This is a genomic window from Microbacterium sp. IEGM 1404 (assembly GCF_030056775.1).
Lineage (GTDB): Bacteria > Actinomycetota > Actinomycetes > Actinomycetales > Microbacteriaceae > Microbacterium.
The window spans coordinates 128,863-147,158 of sequence record NZ_JASHKP010000003.1; the positions used below are offsets into that span (position 1 = coordinate 128,863).

The window sequence follows — 18,296 nt, forward strand, 5'->3', positions numbered from 1 at the left end:
GGGGTGACGTCGTGCCCGACGTGAGCCTCACCGAGTCGCGGCTGACGCGTACCTCCGCCGGCACGGTCGGCACCGGTTCGCGCACCTCGATCACGTCCACGTCGACCCGTCGCACCCGTCGGCTGGTGCGCGCCGCCGTGCGCACCGCCGAGGTGTGGCGGACGGTGGTGGATGCCGGAGAGGCGGCGGCGCGGTGGGCGGGTCGCACGGTGCGACCGGCGGGCGCGGTCGTGGCGGTCGCGGCCACGGCGGGGCTGGTCCTCGGCCTGGTCTTCGGGTGGGTGGAGTGGATGGTCGCAGGGTCCGTCGCGCTGCTGCTGCTGCTGATGAGCGTCCCGTTCCTCTTCGGGGCACGCGCGTACGACGTCGATCTGTCGCTCACCCACGAGCGGGTCGTCGCCGGGCACGGGGTCACGGGTGAGATCGCCGTCCGCAATTCCAGCGGTCGCCCCGCGCTCCCGGGGCGCCTGGACATCCCCGTCGGCCGGGGTCTGGTGGAGTTCGCCGTCCCGCTGCTGCGGCCGGGCCACGGTGTCACCGAGCCCCTGGAGATCCCGCCCCTGCCCCGTGGGGTCGTGCGCATCGGACCCGTGACGACGGTGCGCAGCGACCCGGTCGGTCTGCTGCGCCGCGAGCACGCGTTCGACGACGTCCACGACCTGTACGTCCACCCGCGCACGGTGGGACTCCCGTCGACGAGTGCCGGTCTGATCCGCGACCTCGAGGGCAGCGCCACCCGGCGGCTGGTGGACGCCGACATGTCCTTCCACGCGATCCGCGAGTACGTCCCGGGGGATTCCCGACGGCAGGTGCACTGGAAGTCGACCGCCAAGACCGGGCGGCTGATGGTGCGGCAGTACGAGGAGTCGCGACGGTCGCGGATGGCCGTGGTGCTGGCCGCGGCGACCCAGGAGTACGCGGATGCCGACGAGTACGAGCTCGCGGTGTCGGCCGCCGCGTCGCTGGGGCTCCGTGCCGTCCGCGACGCGCGCGACATCGACGTGGTGACCGGGACCGAGATCCCGCGGGTCGTCAAGGGCCGGCTCCGCGCGATCCGGCACGTCCCGACGGCGACGCCGCGCGCCATGCTGGACGGCTTCAGCGCGATCGCCCACCACGAGAACACCATGCCGGTCGAGGACGTCTGCCGCCTGGCATCCGAGGCGAACGAGAGGCTGTCGATCGCGTTCGTGGTCGTCGGCTCCGCCGTGTCGATCGGGCGGCTGCGTCAGGCTGCTCTGGCCTTCCCCTCCGACACCGCCGTCGCGGCGGTCGTGTGCGACGAACGGGCCCACCCGCGCATGCGGAGCGTCGCGGGCCTCACGGTCCTGACGATCGGCACGCTCGACGATCTCGCGGGCCTCCTCGTGCGGGGGGCGACCTCGTGAGCGGTTCCGCGCGTCGGACGGATCCGGCCCGACGTGCCCGCGTCGTCGCGGCGGGCGCGTTCACCGGCGTGTCCGTTCTCCTCGCCACCGTCGCGGCGTGGCCGGTGTACGCGTCGCCGACCTTCCTCGTCCTCGTGGCCGTCGCGGTGCCCGTTTCGGCGGGGCTCGTCGGGGTGAGTGCGTGGCGCCGCTGGGGCGGCTGGGTCACCGCCGCCCTCCTCGTCGGCGCGTTCGCGGTGCTGGCCGTGCCGCTGGCCGTGCCGTCGCGTCTGGGTGGTCCCGTGGAGATCCTGCGCGGTCTCGGCGAGGCGTTCGCCGGCGTGGTGCTCGCGTGGAAAGACCTGGTGACGGTCGAGCTCCCCGTCGGCGACTACCGCAACCTGCTCGTTCCGGCCCTCCTGGTGTTCCTGGTCGGGACGGCGGCGACCCTCGGGCTCGCTCTCCGCTCCGATCGACTCGCCCCGTTCGCCGTCGTGAGCGGGCTCGCGATGAGCGGGTTCGGACTCTTCTTCGGTCGCACCTCGACGAGCGCGCCGCTGACGGTCGGCCCGCTATCGCTCGCGGCCCCCGTCGAGACCGGTATCGGGGTCGCGGCCGTCCTCTCGGCGGTGCTGTGGCTCGCGTGGCGCACGCGCGACGAACGCACGCGCGCGCTCCGTCGGGCGAGCGAGAGCGGCGCCGTCGCCCAGCCGCGGCGGCGGTCGCGTACCGATCGGCGCCGTGCGGCGCTGGGTGCGGCGATGGTCGTGGTGGCCGTCGTCGCCGCCGTGGCGGTCGTGCCGTGGGCCGCCCAGGATGCCGATCGCCGCGTGCTGCGATCCGCCGCGGGTCCCGAGCGGCAGATCGCCGAGGCGGTGAGCCCGCTCTCCGAGTACCGGGCGATGTTCTCCGACGCCCGCGACGAGGACGTGCTGTTCCGTGTCGACAGCACCGGCATCGCGCCCGAGCGCATCCGTGTGGCGACCCTGGACGTGTACGACGGCGAGGTCTACCGCTCCTCCGGCTCGAGGCAGGGCGCGTTCGTCCGGGTGCCCTCGAGCCTGCCGGCCGGCTCCGGCCGCGCGGTGGAGGCCGACATCCGGATCGGCGACCTGGGCGGGATCTGGATGCCGACGGCCGCCGGACTCGTGTCGGCGACGTTCGAGGGCGACCGCCGGAACGTCCTCGCCGACCGCTTCTACTACAGCGCGGATGCCCAGGCCGGCGTCGAGATCGCGGACGGCGGACTGATCCCCGGCGACGCGTACACGATCTCCGCGGTGGAGCCGACCGATGTCGACCCGGCGACCTTCACGGCATCCGGTGTCGACGGTGGCGTGGCGGGCGGGGAGAACCTTCGCCGGTGGGTCGACGAGCACGCCACCGGGAGCTCGGGTGCGGATCTGGTCGCGCTGATCCGTCTCCTGCGCGATCGCGGCTACCTGAGCCACGGACTCGCCCCCGCCGCCGGTGCGACGGCACCGAGGTGGACGACGGACCTCGCCGGCTACCAGCTGCAGCCGAGCGCGTCGGGCCACTCGCTGGCGCGCATCGAGACGATGTTCCAGCGGTTGCTCGAACGCGAGGATGACCCGCGCGCGCAGTCGACCGGCAACTACGTCGCCGCCGTCGGCGACGACGAGCAGTTCGCCGTCGCCGCCGCGCTCGTCGCCCAGGAACTCGGCTTCCCCGCGCGCGTCGTCGTCGGCACGCGCCTCACCTCCAGCGACGCCGGTGTGGCGACGTGCGAGGCGGGCGAATGCCGCGCGCGGGATCTGAGCGCGTGGACCGAGGTGCGCGACGTCGACGGGCGATGGGCCGCGATCGATGCGACCCCGCAGTGGGAGCTCTCGCCCAGCCTCGAGGTGACGCAGCAGCGCGACCCCGAGAACGTCACCGAAGTACGCCCGGACACCGTTGACGAGGTCGTTCCGCCCGACCCGGTGCAGGAGGACAACGCGCTCACCGACGACGACAGGAACGACGACGGGCTCGATCTCGCATGGCTCTGGCCGATCCTGCGGATCACCGGTATCGCGCTGCTGGTCGTGCTGATCCTGTTCGGCCCGTTCCTCGCCGTCGTGGTGGCCAAGGCCGTCCGTCGTCGGGGTCGGCGTCGCGACCCGGATCCGCGCGTGTCGATCGCGGGCGGGTGGGACGAGTACGTGGATGCCGGAGTGGATGCCGGCCGCGACCCGCGGCCCTCCTCGACCCGGCGCGAGGTGGCAGAGTCGTTCGACACCCCGTCGGGGAGGCGACTCGCCGACGACGCGGACCGGGCCGTCTTCTCGGCCCGCACCGTGACGGCCGACGAAGCGGCGGAGTTCTGGCGCATCGTGGAGGACGAGCGCCGCGTGCTGACGCGTCAGCGCGGCTGGTGGCGCCGCGTCCGCGCGGCCGTATCGTTGAGATCGTTCCTGCGGTTCTTCGCCCCGAGCCCCATGCGCCGACGGCCGCCGCACCGCGACGAGAGGGGGAAGCGCCCGCCCGCCGGGCGGCGCGAGACGACATGAACGATTCCACGGGTGTACTCCTGGGAGCGCTGACGCTGCTCCTCTTCGTGATCGTGTACGTCTGGTACGCGCTGGCGCTCGCCGCCGTGTTCGCAAAGACGGGGGAGTCGACCTGGAAGGCGTGGGTGCCGTTCGTCAACCTCGGGACGATCCTGAAGGTCGGCGGGTTCTCGCCGTGGCTCGTCCTGCTGATTTTCATCCCCTTGTTCGGTGCCCTGGCCTTCGCCGTCGTCTTCGTCGTCGCGGTGCACCGCGTCAACCGCGGGTTCGACCGTGGGGCGGGCATGACCGTCCTCGGGGCGCTTCTGGGCGTCGTGTGGGCGAGCATCCTCGGATTCGGTTCGGCGCGCTGGGCGCGGGAGAAGCCCGGCGTCCGTCGCTCCGGCGGGGTCGACGAGAACTCCGCGCCGGTGCGTCGCGGCCAGGACTTCGCCGGCCCCTACGTCCCCCTCGTGGGGGGCTGGACGCCCGAGCCGCCGGCGGCACCGGACACCGCGCGCGGCGAGGACGCGTCGGTCGCCCCACCGGTGTCGGAGCCGATCGCCCTGCCCTTCTCGGCGGTGTCCCCGTCGCTCGCTGATGCGCCGCCCCCGCCCACGGACTGGGCGCCGCCCACGCTCCCCGGTGCGCCGGTGTTCGCGCCGCCCCCCTCCGATGCGCGGGTCGACGCGTCGGACGGCCCGCAGACTTCGACACCCGAGGACGCCCGCACCTCCGTGTCCGAGGCGCTGGCGGCCCTGCGGGCACGGGCCGACCCGCCCGCGGGTTCCCGCGAGGAACCCCCCGCCGCGTCGCCCGTTGCCGACGCGGATGCCCCGTGGAGCGCGGCTCCCCTCACCCCGGCCGTCCCGTCGCGCGGCCGCCCCGCCGCGCCGGCCGGAGCCGTCACCCCTTCCGAGCGCGAGCCCGATGCCCCCGTGGGCGCACCGGACGACGCTGAGCCGTGGCGTGCGCCTTCCGCCCCCTCTCCCGAGACGGACGCGGTGATCGACGAACCGCTCACGCGTCCGGCGCCGGGCGGCACCCCCGTGCCCGCGCCCGCGGACGAGGGGCCGGACGAGGATTTCCCCGAGCTCTCGGAGGCGGTGTCCGCCGTCGCCGACGCCCCGCACGCGGGTGCGCCGCGGTCGGCGCGCACGTCGGTGTCGGCGCTCTACACGCAGCCGGAGTTCCCCGCCGAGCCCGATGACGCCGACTTCGACGCCCTCGACCGCACGGTGGTCACCCGGCGCCGTCGGATCCCGTGGGCTCTCGTGCCGCCGAACGGCGTGCCCGTCGACCTGACGTCCGACGTGGTGATCCTCGGACGCCGGCCGGCTCCGGATGCCGCGCACCCCGACGCCCAGCTCGTGCCGATCGCCGACGAGACCCGCACCGTCTCGAAGACCCACGCCCGACTGCAGCTGCGCGGCGAGACCTGGTTCGTCACCGACTTGGACTCCACGAACGGCGTGCTGTTCGCGACGCTCATGGGCACCGAGGTGGAGGCCCCTCCCGGTGAGGAGATCGAGGCGGGCGAGCGGTTCTTCCTCGGTGACGCGGAGGTGCGACTGACGAGGAGGGAACCGTGAGCGGCCCCTACGACGTCCCCGACGATCCGGACGAGGTCACCCTGTGGGCGGGTCGTCTGCGCGCCTGGCCGACTCGTCCCTCCGCTCCGGTCGACGCGGATGAGATCGACGAGGACACCGCGGTCTCCGCCCGGCTCGCCGCGGGGGAGGACACCGTCCGCGTCGCGCGTGATGCCCCGGTGGAGGACACGGTCCGTGTCGTTCGCGATGCGCCGGGGGACGACACCGTCCGCGTGACGCGTGACGCGCCGACGGAGGACACGGTCCAGGTGCGGCAGGTCCGTCCGGCGCCCGAGCCGGAATCCGCCCCGTCGGACGTCCCCGCCGATGAGACGGTCCGGGTGGCGCGCGAACGACGGGCTCCCGATCCATCGGACGGGCCCGCCGTCGACGAGACCACCGCTCCCGGTCGGCGGCGTGCCACCGGGCCCGCGCAGGCCACGCCCGCGAGCACCGAGGACGAGGCATCCACGGTCGACGACGACACCGCGACGGGCACGCGCCGCAGCACATCGCGTGACCGTGCCGAGACGCCCGAGATCCCGTCGGGCGATCCCGCACCCGTGCCCCGCGCGGCGCGTGTCCCCGTCGGCGATCACGAGCTGTACCGGCCCCGTGCGGACGAGGCGATCCGCGTGACCCGCGCCGTCCCGCCCGTACGCCCGACCGACGCGCCGGATGCCGCCGAGGTGCGGCCGCGCACGCCCCGGCGCGCTCGGATCCGCGGTCTAGTGCTCGCGGTGACGGTCGCGGCGGTCGTCGTCGCCGCAGCGATCACCCTGTTCCTGCTGATGGGCTGAGCGTCGGGCCGCGCACGTTTGCCCGCACCCTCCCGGGCGCGTATCATTGAGCGGGTGTGCGTTCACGCGCGCCGTGCGTCATGCCTCCGGGTCTGCGGCACGGAACAACGCTCGCACCATCTCAGGGAAGGGCCTGCGAACAGGTCACCCCCACGGCATATCCACCACAATCGCGTCCGATCATTCTGGCGCGCGGTGGATCACACGTGAGCCCGACACGTCACGAATCGCAAGATCCGCACCGAGTCGGGGGAGACACGACGCTGTCACCGTGCAGCACAAACAAGGAGAGAACGTGCCAACCATTCAGCAGTTGGTTCGCAAGGGCCGCTCGCCGAAGGTCTCGAAGACCAAGGCTCCCGCGCTGAAGTCGAACCCCCAGCAGGCCGGCGTGTGCACCCGCGTGTACACGACGACCCCCAAGAAGCCGAACTCGGCGATGCGCAAGGTCGCCCGCGTGAAGCTGCGCAACGGTACCGAGGTCACGGCCTACATCCCCGGTGAGGGCCACAACCTTCAGGAGCACTCGCTCGTGCTCGTCCGCGGTGGTCGTGTGAAGGACCTCCCCGGTGTCCGTTACAAGATCGTCCGCGGTGCGCTCGACACCCAGGCTGTCAAGAACCGTAAGCAGGCTCGCAGCCGCTATGGCGCGAAGAAGGGCTGAGAACCATGCCTCGTAAGGGTCCCGCCCCGAAGCGTCCCGTCGTCAACGACCCGGTGTACGGCGCTCCCGTCGTCACCCAGCTCGTCAACAAGATCCTCGTCGACGGCAAGAAGTCGCTGGCCGAGTCGATCGTCTACGACGCCCTCCGTGGCGTCGAGGCGAAGAACAGCCAGGATGCTGTCGCCACCCTCAAGAAGGCGCTCGACAACGTGCGCCCCACCCTCGAGGTCAAGAGCCGCCGCGTCGGTGGCTCGACCTACCAGGTTCCGGTCGAGGTCAAGCCGCACCGCGCGAACACCCTCGCGCTGCGCTGGCTCGTGAGCTACGCCAAGGGTCGTCGTGAGAAGACGATGACCGAGCGTCTGCAGAACGAGATCCTCGACGCCTCGAACGGCCTCGGTGCCGCGGTCAAGCGCCGCGAGGACACCCACAAGATGGCCGAGTCGAACCGCGCCTTCGCGCACTACCGCTGGTAACACCCGCGGAGGGTCCGCGACCGAACCCCGGTCGCGGACCCTCCGATGGGCCCGGCATCAACCTCCCAACAGGTAAGGAAGACACCCGTGGCACAAGACGTGCTCACCGACCTCCACAAGGTCCGCAACATCGGCATCATGGCGCACATCGATGCCGGCAAGACGACGACGACCGAGCGCATCCTGTTCTACACGGGCGTCAACCACAAGATCGGTGAGACGCACGACGGTGCCGCCACCACCGACTGGATGGAGCAGGAGCAGGAGCGTGGCATCACGATCACCTCCGCCGCCGTCACCTGCTTCTGGGACAAGAACCAGATCAACATCATCGACACCCCCGGGCACGTCGACTTCACGGTCGAGGTCGAGCGTTCGCTGCGCGTGCTCGACGGTGCCGTCGCCGTCTTCGACGGCAAGGAGGGCGTCGAGCCCCAGTCCGAGACGGTGTGGCGCCAGGCCGACAAGTACGACGTCCCCCGTATCTGCTTCGTCAACAAGATGGACAAGCTGGGCGCCGACTTCTACTTCACGGTCGACACGATCGTCAACCGCCTGAAGGCCAAGCCGCTCGTCATCCAGCTCCCCATCGGTGCCGAGAACGACTTCGTCGGCGTCATCGACCTCGTCGAGATGCGTGCCCTGGTGTGGCCCGGCGACGCCAAGGGTGACGTGACCATGGGTGCGAAGTACGAGATCCAGGAGATCCCGGCCGACCTCGCTGACAAGGCCGCCGAGTACCGTCACAAGCTGCTCGAGACCGTCGCCGAGTCCGACGACGTGCTCCTCGAGAAGTACTTCGGTGGCGAGGAGCTCACGGTCGCCGAGATCAAGGGCGCGATCCGCAAGCTGACGATCGCTTCCGAGCTCTACCCCGTGCTCTGCGGTTCGGCGTTCAAGAACCGCGGTGTCCAGCCGATGCTCGACGCGGTCGTCGACTACCTCCCCTCGCCCCTGGACGTGCCGGCCATCGAGGCCCACGACCCCAAGGACGAAGAGATCGTCATCGAGCGCCACGCCGACCGCGAGGAGCCCTTCGCGGCTCTGGCGTTCAAGATCGTGACGCACCCGTTCTTCGGTCGTCTGACCTACATCCGCGTCTACTCGGGTCACCTCGACTCGGGTGCGCAGGTCGTCAACGCCACCAAGGGCAAGAAGGAGCGCATCGGGAAGATCTTCCAGATGCACGCCAACAAGGAGATGCCCGTCGACTCCGTGACCGCCGGTCACATCTACGCCGTCATCGGTCTGAAGGACACGACGACCGGTGACACCCTGAGCGACCCCTCGAACCAGGTCGTCCTCGAGTCGATGACGTTCCCGGAGCCGGTCATCGAGGTCGCGATCGAGCCCAAGACCAAGGCCGACCAGGAGAAGCTGGGTGTCGCCATCCAGAAGCTCGCCGAGGAAGACCCGACGTTCCGCGTCGAGCAGAACTCGGAGACCGGTCAGACGGTCATCAAGGGCATGGGCGAGCTGCACCTCGACATCCTCGTGGACCGCATGAAGCGCGAGTTCAAGGTCGAGGCCAACGTCGGAAAGCCCCAGGTGGCGTACCGCGAGACCATCCGCAAGGCGGTCGACCGTCACGACTACACCCACAAGAAGCAGACCGGTGGTTCGGGTCAGTTCGCGAAGATCCAGTTCGCGCTGGAGCCGCTCGAGGTCACGGCCGACAAGACCTACGAGTTCGAGAACAAGGTCACCGGTGGTCGTATCCCGCGCGAGTACATCGCGCCGACCGACCAGGGCTTCCAGGACGCCATGAACGTCGGCGTGCTCGCCGGCTACCCCATGGTGGGCGTCAAGGCGATCCTGCTCGACGGTGCCTCGCACGATGTCGACTCGTCGGAAATGGCGTTCAAGATCGCCGGCTCCATGGGCTTCAAGGAGGCGGTCCGCAAGGCGAACCCCACCATCCTCGAGCCGATCATGGCCGTCGAGGTGCGTACCCCCGAGGAGTACATGGGCGACGTCATCGGCGACCTGAACTCGCGTCGTGGCCAGATCCAGTCGATGGAGGACGCCGCCGGCGTCAAGGTCGTGCGGGCGAATGTCCCGCTGTCGGAGATGTTCGGCTACATCGGTGACCTGCGCTCGAAGACCTCGGGTCGCGCCGTCTACTCGATGGAGTTCGACAGCTACGCCGACGTGCCGAAGGCCGTCGCCGACGAGATCGTCCAGAAGAACAAGGGCGAGTAACACCGCTCTCGTGGATGCCGGGGGCCCGCGCCCCGGCCGGGTTCCCGGCATCCGCTCAAACTCAATACCGACTCTCTAGTAACCTGAGAACCATCCCCGTAGAGAACCGGTCGCAATCCAGCGCCCGTCACTCTGCATTGAACGTCCTGAGGAGGACCCAGTGGCTAAGGCCAAGTTCGAGCGGACCAAGCCGCACGTGAACATCGGAACGATCGGTCACGTCGACCACGGCAAGACCACGCTCACCGCTGCCATCTCGAAGGTGCTCGCCGACAAGTTCCCGTCGGCCACCAACGTCCAGCGTGACTTCGCGTCGATCGACTCGGCGCCGGAAGAGCGTCAGCGCGGTATCACCATCAACATCTCGCACGTCGAGTACGAGACCCCGAAGCGTCACTACGCTCACGTCGACGCGCCCGGTCACGCCGACTACATCAAGAACATGATCACCGGTGCCGCTCAGATGGACGGCGCGATCCTCGTGGTCGCGGCGACCGACGGCCCGATGGCCCAGACGCGTGAGCACGTGCTGCTCGCCAAGCAGGTCGGCGTCCCCTACCTGCTCGTCGCGCTGAACAAGGCCGACATGGTCGACGACGAGGAGATCCTGGAGCTCGTCGAGCTCGAGGTTCGCGAGCTCCTCTCCTCGCAGGACTTCGATGGCGACAACGCCCCCGTCGTGCGCGTCTCGGGCCTCAAGGCTCTCGAGGGCGACGAGCAGTGGGTCAACTCGATCGTCGAGCTCATGGAGGCCGTCGACGAGTCCATCCCCGACCCGGTGCGTGACAAGGACAAGCCGTTCCTCATGCCCATCGAGGACGTCTTCACCATCACGGGTCGTGGAACGGTCGTCACGGGTCGCGCCGAGCGCGGTACCCTCGCGATCAACTCCGAGGTCGAGATCGTCGGCATCCGCCCGACGCAGAAGACCACGGTCACGGGTATCGAGATGTTCCACAAGCAGCTCGACGAGGCCTGGGCCGGCGAGAACTGTGGTCTGCTCCTTCGCGGCACCAAGCGTGACGACGTCGAGCGCGGCCAGGTCGTCGTGAAGCCCGGTTCGGTCACCCCGCACACCAACTTCGAGGGCACGGCGTACATCCTGTCCAAGGAGGAGGGCGGCCGTCACAACCCGTTCTTCACGAACTACCGCCCGCAGTTCTACTTCCGCACCACGGACGTGACCGGCGTCATCACGCTGCCCGAGGGCACCGAGATGGTCATGCCCGGTGACACCACCGAGATGTCGGTCGAGCTCATCCAGCCGATCGCCATGGAAGAGGGCCTCGGCTACGCGATCCGTGAGGGTGGCCGCACCGTCGGTGCCGGTACCGTCACCAAGATCCTCAAGTAAGTCCTTCACGGACTGACCGGCAAGGGCCGGGCCTTTGGGCCCGGCCCTTCGTCGTTGCCCCACGGTTGCCGCCGGTAGAGTCGCTCGGGTGAAGCCGCTCTCGCGTATCCTCGGCGTCGTCTCCCTTCTGCTCGCCATCGTGGCGGTGGGGGTTCCGGCGCTCGGTGCGCTGCTGCTGTTGCGGAACGACTCATCCGGTCTGATCGAACGCGCCGCGGTCATCGGACTCGCCGTCGCTGCGGCGGGCGTCCTGTTCGCGGTCGTCGGATACGTCACGGGTCGCCGCGTCGGTGCGACCGCGCTGCCCATCATGGGCGGTCTCAGTTCCATCCTCGTCGCCGCCGGTTTCGCGGTGGCCCCGCTCTTCGTCTGAGGTCCGCGCCCCCGGAGTCGTCGGACGATGCTGGCAGGGGGCGCTCAGACGGTCTGACCTAGGATTCCCCCATGGGTGACAACCTGCGCCGCCACAACCGAAGCCGAGCGACGAGCGGGACGGGCGCCGAGGATGCCGCGATCGCGGACTCCGACGCCACCTCGGTGACCGAGCCCGGCGAGACCGCACGTCGTCGTCCTCGCGTCTGGCCCTGGGTGCTGGGCGGAGCGTTCGGCCTGATCGGGGGAGCGGCCGCGGTAGCCGGCATCCTCGGCGCGACGCTGGCCGTGCAGGCCGTCGAGGTCCGCGACGATCTCCTGGCCGCCAAGGCCACGCTCGGGCGACTCGGCTCGCTGGTCGAGGCGAAGGATGAGGCGGGTCTCCAGGCCGCCGCCGACGATGTGAGCGTCCGGACGGCCCGCGCGGCTCAGACGGTCCAGAGCCCGTTGTGGCAGAAGGCCTCCGAGATCCCCGTCGTGGGGGCCAACATCGACGCCGTCTCGCGCGTCACGCGCGCGGTGGACATCCTCGTGCGCGACGCCCTCCCCCCGGGCATCCAGATGATCTCCGACCTGGACATCAAGAAGCTCGCGCTCGAGGGCGGGGGCTTCGATCTGCAGCCCTTCCAGCAGGCGCAGGCGTCGATCCCCGTGGTCTCGCAGGCGTTCACCGCGGCCAAGGCCGAGACCGACGGCATCCAGTCCGACCAGCTCCTGGATGCCGTCGCCGGGCCCGTCGGAGAGATCCGGGATGTCATCGACCGCACGGCGCCCACCCTCGACGTCGTGAACCGGTACCTGCCGACGCTGCTCAGCATGGCCGGTGGCGACGGGAGCAAGACGTACCTGATCATCTTCCAGAACAACGCGGAGATCCGCGCGACCGGCGGCAACCCGGCGGCGAGCATCATCATGAAGGTCGACCAGGGCAAGTTCGAGCTGCTCGACCAGGCCAGCTCCGCGACCTTCTATCAGGAGGGCACGGCGGGTCAGCAGTTCAGCGACATCCCCGGCGACGCGCTCGCGCTGTACCCGGCGACCTTCGCGCGCTACTCGCAGGACTACACGATGACGCCGGACTTCCCGACGACCGTGCAGCTGTTCCAGGACCTGTGGACGCGCACCAACGGCGAGAGGTTCGACGGCGTCATCTCCATCGACCCCGTCGTCCTGTCGCACATGCTGGCGGTCGCCGGTCCGGTCGACGTCGCGGGGGAGCAGATCTCGAGCGACAACGCCGTGAAGCTGCTTCTGAGCGACGCCTACGAGCGGTTCCCGTCCGGGGCGGACTCGGACGCGTTCTTCTCCGAAGTGTCCCGTGCGGTGTTCTCCCACCTGACGTCGGGCAAATGGGACCCGGCGAAGATGCTGGACGCGCTGACGCAGTCCGCCGACGAGCAGCGCCTCTTCCTGTCGTTCACGGACGAGGCCGCACAGCGACTCTCGACCGAGTTGGGCCTGGACGGCGCGCTGCACGCCGACAACACGACGGCGACCCAGGTGGGTACGTACCTGAACGACTACTCCGTCGGGAAGCTCGAGTATCACCTCGCGCAGGCCGTCTCCGCGACATGCGACGCGTCCGCGCGAACGATCACGACGACCACCACGCTGACCAATTCGATCCCGAACAGCATCACGAGCAAGTACACGCTGGGTGCGCGAAACGGGAACTTCGGGCTGCCTCGCACGTCGATGATGCTCGACGTGCTGTTCTTCGCCCCACCGGGCGGCCAGGTCATCGCCACGGATCCGGCCGTCAGCGAGGTGTCGGGCTTCGACCGGTCGGGGTCGCAGACCGGCAACACCGCGCTCAGTCGGCTCGTGGTGGTTCCCCAGGGCGGCTCTCGAACGGTTTCCTCGACGGTGCAACTGCCCGAGGGGCCGCTCGGCCCGCTGCAGTTGCGGCATACGCCGACCGCTTCGGACACACCGGTCACGATCGACCCGTCCTGCGACGTCCTCTTCACCCCTGCGGCATGACGATGCGCGCGGGCCGGGCCGCTGAGGTGTTCACCCGCCGTCGGTGAACAGCCGGAGGCGATCCAGCGGCCAGACGATCGTCACGACCTTGCCGATGATGTCCTCCCGCGGAACGAATCGAGCACAATCGGGCGGAGGGGTCGCATTCCCGCGACAGGCGATGACCGAATCGGCGGAGTTCGCACGATTGTCGCCGAGGACCAGATATTCGCCCGCGGGGACGGTGATCGGGCCGAAACATCGAGCCGATGCCGGGGAGCTCGAGCAATCGTTCGCCCCCGGGGTGAACGGAAGGTCGGTGACGATGTAGCCCTCGCTCAGCGGAACACCGTCCACCTCGACCTGTCCCGCGTCGGAACAGCAACGGACCGTGGTCCCGGGTTCGCCGATGATGCGTTTTACGAGGGCATCCTGATTGCTCGGACCGAACCCGACGATGTCGCCGATCCATCCCAGTGCGGTGCGCAGCGCGCCGCGCTCGGGTCGCGGGCCCCAGGTGTCCGGACGGGCGAAGACGGCGACGTCCCCGGCGCCGGGCGCGGACACCGTGTATGCACTGCGGCTGGCGAGCAGACGGTCCCCGGCCTCGAGGGTGGGGGACATGGACTCCGACGGCACCTGGAACGGCTTGATCACCAGCCCCTGGACGAGAGCCAGCAACACGAGGGCGAGCGCGAGGTGCGTCAACGGCGACCGACGGATCCGTCGCCAACGGGTCGGTCGGGCAGCGGTCGGCGTCGGCGTCGTCATGCCCGCTCGAGGAGTCCGTGGCCGACGAGCTCGTCGATGGTCTGCGCGATCAGGGCGGCCGGGTCCCCGTCCGCGGGTTCGCCGAACGCGGCGACCGCGGCATCGGTGATCTCCCGTGCGTCCGCCCCCTGGCGGCACAACGTCCACACGAGGCACCCGCGGTGGTCGAGTGCGGTGACCACGCCCTCGCGCAGGATGCACGCGCGACCGTCGACCAGAATGGCGTCCTCGACCGCCGCGCACCGCCACGGCCCCGGTGCGCTCCCCTCGGGCGCGCTCGACCAGGGCTGGGCGGCGGGCGGAGTGGCGGCGAACATCTCGTCCACCACGGCGGGGAGTTCGGTGGCATCCCGGTAGATCAACCGGGTGACGCCTCCGATCCGGTCGATGATCCGGGCGACGTACTGCAGCGGCGAGGGCAGCTCGGGCAGGTAGCTGATCTGCGGGGTCATCTCGCAGATCGCATCGATCAGGTCGACCGGGGAGATACCCGGCGCGTGCGTGTCCGGATCGCGCTCCAGGAGGGTGATCCCTGCGAGCTGCAGCGGAGCCGGGGGGAGGGGGAGGAGCCCGAGGTCGCTCGGGGCGATCTGCTGCTTGAACTGCTCTCCCTCGACGATCACCGAGAGCGGTTTGCGGTACGGCCACACCGTCAGTGCGGCATCCACGGCCACGCTCTCGTCGCTGACGTAGCCGAAACGGGCGCCCAGGTGGCGCGCCGCCGTGGTCTTGCCGCGGCCGGAGGGGCCCACGAACGCGAACACGCGGCCGTCGGGGGCCGCGACACCGGCGGCGTGCAGGAGCAACCGCGAGCCGCGCAACGCGTCCAGAGCGGCCAAGGTGACGTGGGTCGAGAGGTTGGACAGCGCGCCGGCGACGTCGTCCTCACCGGACAGCGAAACCTCGACCGTCCGGAGTTGCGTGTTACCGGGTGAGGAGACGGCGTCGCGCCACGCGGAGCGGCCGCGATCGACGGCCCCGGGTTCCCCGCCATCGCGCACGAGGATGGACACACCGACGCCGAGAGCGTCGACGGACGCGAGCACGGACGTCGAAGGGGCGTCGGACGTCGATCTCATGTTGCTCCTGACTGTGCGCCTGGTCCGGTCCGGTACACGGATCCGGTGCGGCAGCGCCTGAGCGATCATCCTAATCACGGGCATTCGAGCGACTTCGACGCCGTCGAGCGGCGCACGGGGGAGTATCCCGCCTGCGAGGGCTCGGGGCGCTGCGCGGCCACCTCAACGTCGTGAATTCGAGAGGAACGTGTCGTAAATATGACCGGATTGCCCGAGGGCCGCCAATGCATCACCCATAAGGGTGGCTGGAAATCACCTCGTCTACAATCGCCTTGAGCCTTTCTCCATTGCGCGCCGTGGCAATGCAGCATCGGGAAGTCCAGGGGCTCCCAATCGGGGGGATGAATCACCTGTGGAACTGCGAACGTACTGGCGAATCGCCCGCACCGGATGGTGGATGATCCTCCTCGGAATCCTCTTGGGCGTCCTCGCCGCAGCCGGATGGGTCAGCCTCCAGAAGCCGGTCTACACGGCCGACGCCGGAGGCTTCGTGTCGGCATCCACCGGCGCCAGCTCCGACACGGGCTCCGCCCTGATCGCCGACAACCTGGCGAAATCGAAGGTCAAGTCCTACATCGATGTGGGGACGTGGCGGTCGGTGGCCGACGAAGTCATCTCCGACCTCGGTCTGCAGTCTCAGCCCGAGTCGCTGGTCCGTCAGGTGAAGGTCACCAACCCCCTCGACACCGTCAACATCGTCGTCCAGGCCTCCGCCTCGACGCCGGAGGGCGCCCGAGACCTCGCCCAGGCATGGGTGCGCGCCATGTCCTCCGAGATCAACAAGCTCGAGAGCGCCACCGGTGGCGAGGCGCTCGTCCAGTTGGTCCCGGGCGACTCTGCTCAGCTTCCGGAGTCGCCGAGCTCCCCGAATCTGCGGATCGCGCTCATCGTCGGGGCCGTCGTCGGACTCGCGGCGGGCGTGGGAGCCGCGACGACGCGGTACATCGTCGACCGCCGCATCCGCTCGGCCGAGGTCGTGGAGCGCGAGACGGGCCATGCCGTGGTCGGTACCATCCCGTTCGAGAAGTCGTTCACCTCGGCGGGCCGGCTGATCCCTCTCGACGGCGGCTTCGACGAGGGTGCGCGCGCGAAGCACTACCGTGTCGCGGAGGCGATGCGCGAACTGCGGACGAACATCCAGTTCATGGACGTGGATCGACCGCCTCGGATCATCGTGGTCAGCAGCCCGCTGCCCGGCGATGGGAAGTCGACCACGAGCGCCAACCTCGCCATCATCCTCGCCGCGAGCGGACAGCGCGTGGTCCTCGTCGACGGCGACCTGAGGCGGCCCATGGTCGCCAGCATCTTCGGTCTGGTCGAGGGAGTCGGGCTCACCGACGTGCTCTCGGGGCGCGCCGACTTCGAGGACGTGGCACAGCCGGTGGGACTCGACGGAAACCTCCGCGTCCTCGGCGCGGGCAAGCTGCCCCCGAACCCGTCCGAGGTCTTGGGGTCGGCGCGCATGCACGACCTTCTGCACCGTCTTGCGGCGGACGCCACCGTCATCATCGACGCCCCTCCGCTCCTGCCCGTCACCGACGCGGCGGTCCTCGCCCACAACGCCGACGGGGCCATGATCGTCGCGAGCGTCGGGAAGACCACCGTCGAGACGCTGCAGAGGGCGATCCAGAACCTCGAGCGTGCCGGGGCCCGCTGCCTGGGCGTCGTGATCAACCGGGTGCCCATCCGCGGCCGCGGAAAGGGCTACGACGACTACCGCTACGCGGGGGACTATTACGCCACGTCGGCTGCGTCCGCATCGGTTCCGCTCGATACGCCCGCGCCCACGGAACCCCGGACCGCGCGGTCGACGCACGTCGCGGTGCCCGCTTCGGAGGCGCAGACCATCGCCGGATCGACGTCGCGCAGATCTCGCCGAGAGGGTCGCCCCTCCTCCTGAGGCGCCCTACATCGGTGCCGGGGGCGACGTCTCGGGGGCTGTGGCCTCCCATACGACGAGATGCTGATCGGTGAGTTGCCGGAGGAACGAGCGGACGCCTTCGGCGACATCGTCCGTCCCGACTCCCCACTCGTCCGCGACGCGGCGGACGATCGAGGGCACGGCAGCAGCGCCGTCGATATGCATCCAGACGGATGATCCGGTCTCGGACAACTCGACGACCGTGAACGGCGTCGGGCCCGCCGGGGCGACGGCGTAGACGCATCCGTCCACCGCCGTCCACGCGACGTGCGCGGCCCGGTAGGGGATCGCCGTGTCCGTCATCGCTCTTCCTTCGTACGTGCACGCCGGTGGAGTCGGACATAGGCCGACATCTTCGCGGGGGCCAGAGCGAGCCGCGCGAGATAGAACCGGAACAGTCCGAGTGGTCCGTCGCCCACGTCGTGGAACGCGCGTGCGGAGCGGGGTGTCGGCCATGCCTGCCGGAACGCCAGGCGGATGCGTGTCGCACCGCCCGCCTCGCGGAACTGTTCGAGGAACGCGTCCGGGAGGTTGCCGGGGTCGTGGATGCGTCGCGTCCACTCGACGAGAAGGTCGACATCGGATTCCGGGACGACCGGGGACGCCCCGAGGAGTCGCGTCAGCGGCTCCCGCAGCGGTCCGACGGCTCCCAGCTCCTCGGCGCGGGTGAGGAGGTCCTGCTCGCGCCCGCGGAGGACTTCTGCGGCCGCGGTCTCGAGCTCCTGCAATTGCGGCCCGTCGCCGGAGCGGAGGACGTGGAGGGCGGCGAGCAGCCAGTGATCCGTCGGGGAGGGGACATCGCAGTCCGCGTGCGCGAGCTGTGCGGTGTGACGATGTGCCCACAGGCGGTCGAACACGTCCTGCGCCGGACGGAGGAATCCGGGGTAGTACCTGTGCAGGTCCAGCTGGCAGGGCCAGCGGGGGTGCTCGAGCGTCCGTGCGTGCGGCGCGAGCACCGTACCGTCGCGGGGGAGGGGGACCAGGACCTTGCCGTCCCGGTCTCGCCACCCCATCGAGCGCAGGAGTAGCACCAGATCCTCGAACCGCGCAGGGTCCACCAGGACGTCGACGTCCGATGGCCGCCGACGCGAACGCAGACCCTGCTGGGAAAGCACTGCTCCTTTGATCGAGAGCACGCGGATGCCGTGCGCCGCGGCGATGTGATGGATCGCGGGGGGCAGGAGGGCGACGGCGACGGCATGCGGCATGACGACGGACGAGTCCTCGTCCGGCGCATTCGTTGC

At 70.0% G+C, this 18,296-nt stretch carries 15 protein-coding genes; 11 read left to right on the forward strand and 4 right to left on the reverse strand.

What is annotated here, in order from left to right:
- Positions 1–11: 11 nt before the first annotated feature.
- The 10 genes from QM517_RS11255 (at position 12) to QM517_RS11300 (ending at position 13,302) form a co-directional block, all read left to right on the forward strand.
- Positions 12–1,388, forward strand: coding sequence for a DUF58 domain-containing protein (locus QM517_RS11255; protein ID WP_283287493.1), 1,377 nt, complete (start codon positions 12–14; stop codon positions 1,386–1,388).
- A complete protein-coding gene (locus tag QM517_RS18670; RefSeq protein ID WP_283287495.1) occupies positions 1,385–3,880 on the forward strand; it encodes a transglutaminase domain-containing protein in 2,496 nt (831 codons plus the stop codon). Before QM517_RS11255 ends, QM517_RS18670 begins: the two co-directional genes overlap by 4 nt.
- A complete protein-coding gene (locus QM517_RS11265) occupies positions 3,877–5,451 on the forward strand; it encodes a DUF5684 domain-containing protein (protein ID WP_283287497.1) in 1,575 nt (524 codons plus the stop codon). The genes QM517_RS18670 and QM517_RS11265 overlap by 4 nt, the downstream gene beginning before the upstream one ends.
- A complete protein-coding gene (locus tag QM517_RS11270) occupies positions 5,448–6,251 on the forward strand; it encodes a hypothetical protein (RefSeq protein WP_283287499.1) in 804 nt (267 codons plus the stop codon). Before QM517_RS11265 ends, QM517_RS11270 begins: the two co-directional genes overlap by 4 nt.
- Positions 6,252–6,546: 295 nt before the next feature.
- Positions 6,547–6,915: a 30S ribosomal protein S12 gene (gene rpsL / locus QM517_RS11275; protein WP_013584051.1), complete on the forward strand. Its 369-nt coding sequence runs from the start codon at positions 6,547–6,549 to the stop codon at positions 6,913–6,915.
- Positions 6,916–6,920: 5 nt separating this feature from the next.
- Positions 6,921–7,391, forward strand: coding sequence for a 30S ribosomal protein S7 (gene rpsG, locus QM517_RS11280; protein ID WP_022878284.1), 471 nt, complete (start codon positions 6,921–6,923; stop codon positions 7,389–7,391).
- Between the two features lie 87 nt (positions 7,392–7,478).
- A complete protein-coding gene (fusA, locus tag QM517_RS11285) occupies positions 7,479–9,593 on the forward strand; it encodes an elongation factor G (RefSeq protein WP_283287505.1) in 2,115 nt (704 codons plus the stop codon).
- Positions 9,594–9,753: 160 nt separating this feature from the next.
- Complete coding sequence (gene tuf / locus QM517_RS11290) at positions 9,754–10,947, forward strand: elongation factor Tu (RefSeq protein WP_077050668.1); 1,194 nt, start codon at positions 9,754–9,756, stop codon at positions 10,945–10,947.
- A gap of 88 nt (positions 10,948–11,035) precedes the next feature.
- Positions 11,036–11,320 carry a hypothetical protein gene (locus QM517_RS11295; protein ID WP_283287507.1) on the forward strand — a complete coding sequence of 95 codons (285 nt, stop codon included), beginning with the start codon at positions 11,036–11,038 and terminating at the stop codon, positions 11,318–11,320.
- A 71-nt stretch (positions 11,321–11,391) separates the two neighbouring features.
- Positions 11,392–13,302 (forward strand): DUF4012 domain-containing protein, encoded by a 1,911-nt coding sequence (locus QM517_RS11300; protein WP_283287508.1) that lies wholly within the window; start codon positions 11,392–11,394, stop codon positions 13,300–13,302.
- A gap of 30 nt (positions 13,303–13,332) precedes the next feature.
- Here QM517_RS11300 and lepB read toward each other — a convergent pair whose 3' ends face one another.
- Both lepB and QM517_RS11310 read right to left on the reverse strand, forming a co-directional pair.
- Positions 13,333–14,052 carry a signal peptidase I gene (gene lepB / locus QM517_RS11305; RefSeq protein ID WP_283287509.1) on the reverse strand — a complete coding sequence of 240 codons (720 nt, stop codon included), beginning with the start codon at positions 14,050–14,052 and terminating at the stop codon, positions 13,333–13,335.
- Positions 14,049–15,131 carry an ATP-binding cassette domain-containing protein gene (locus QM517_RS11310; protein WP_283287510.1) on the reverse strand — a complete coding sequence of 361 codons (1,083 nt, stop codon included), beginning with the start codon at positions 15,129–15,131 and terminating at the stop codon, positions 14,049–14,051. The genes lepB and QM517_RS11310 overlap by 4 nt, the downstream gene beginning before the upstream one ends.
- 352 nt (positions 15,132–15,483) lie before the next feature.
- Here QM517_RS11310 and QM517_RS11315 point away from each other — a divergent pair, with 352 nt between their 5' ends.
- Entirely contained in the window at positions 15,484–17,031 is a 1,548-nt protein-coding gene (locus QM517_RS11315; protein ID WP_283287511.1) for a polysaccharide biosynthesis tyrosine autokinase, read from the forward strand.
- 6 nt (positions 17,032–17,037) lie between these two features.
- On the opposite strand, the gene QM517_RS11320 is transcribed toward QM517_RS11315, so the two are convergent.
- A complete protein-coding gene (locus QM517_RS11320; RefSeq protein ID WP_283287512.1) occupies positions 17,038–17,355 on the reverse strand; it encodes a PqqD family protein in 318 nt (105 codons plus the stop codon).
- Entirely contained in the window at positions 17,352–18,260 is a 909-nt protein-coding gene (locus QM517_RS11325) for a nucleotidyltransferase family protein (protein ID WP_283287513.1), read from the reverse strand. Before QM517_RS11325 ends, QM517_RS11320 begins: the two co-directional genes overlap by 4 nt.
- Positions 18,261–18,296 lie beyond the last annotated feature (36 nt).

Coding starts and splice junctions, on each gene's coding strand:
- QM517_RS11265 (WP_283287497.1), top strand. CDS start 3,877: ATGAACGATTCCACGGGTGTACTCCTGGGAGCGCTGACGCTGCTCCTC.
- rpsG (WP_022878284.1), top strand. CDS start 6,921: ATGCCTCGTAAGGGTCCCGCCCCGAAGCGTCCCGTCGTCAACGACCCG.
- QM517_RS11300 (WP_283287508.1), top strand. CDS start 11,392: ATGGGTGACAACCTGCGCCGCCACAACCGAAGCCGAGCGACGAGCGGG.
- lepB (WP_283287509.1), bottom strand. CDS start 14,052: ATGACGACGCCGACGCCGACCGCTGCCCGACCGACCCGTTGGCGACGG.
- QM517_RS11310 (WP_283287510.1), bottom strand. CDS start 15,131: ATGAGATCGACGTCCGACGCCCCTTCGACGTCCGTGCTCGCGTCCGTC.
- QM517_RS11320 (WP_283287512.1), bottom strand. CDS start 17,355: ATGACGGACACGGCGATCCCCTACCGGGCCGCGCACGTCGCGTGGACG.
- QM517_RS11325 (WP_283287513.1), bottom strand. CDS start 18,260: ATGCCGCATGCCGTCGCCGTCGCCCTCCTGCCCCCCGCGATCCATCAC.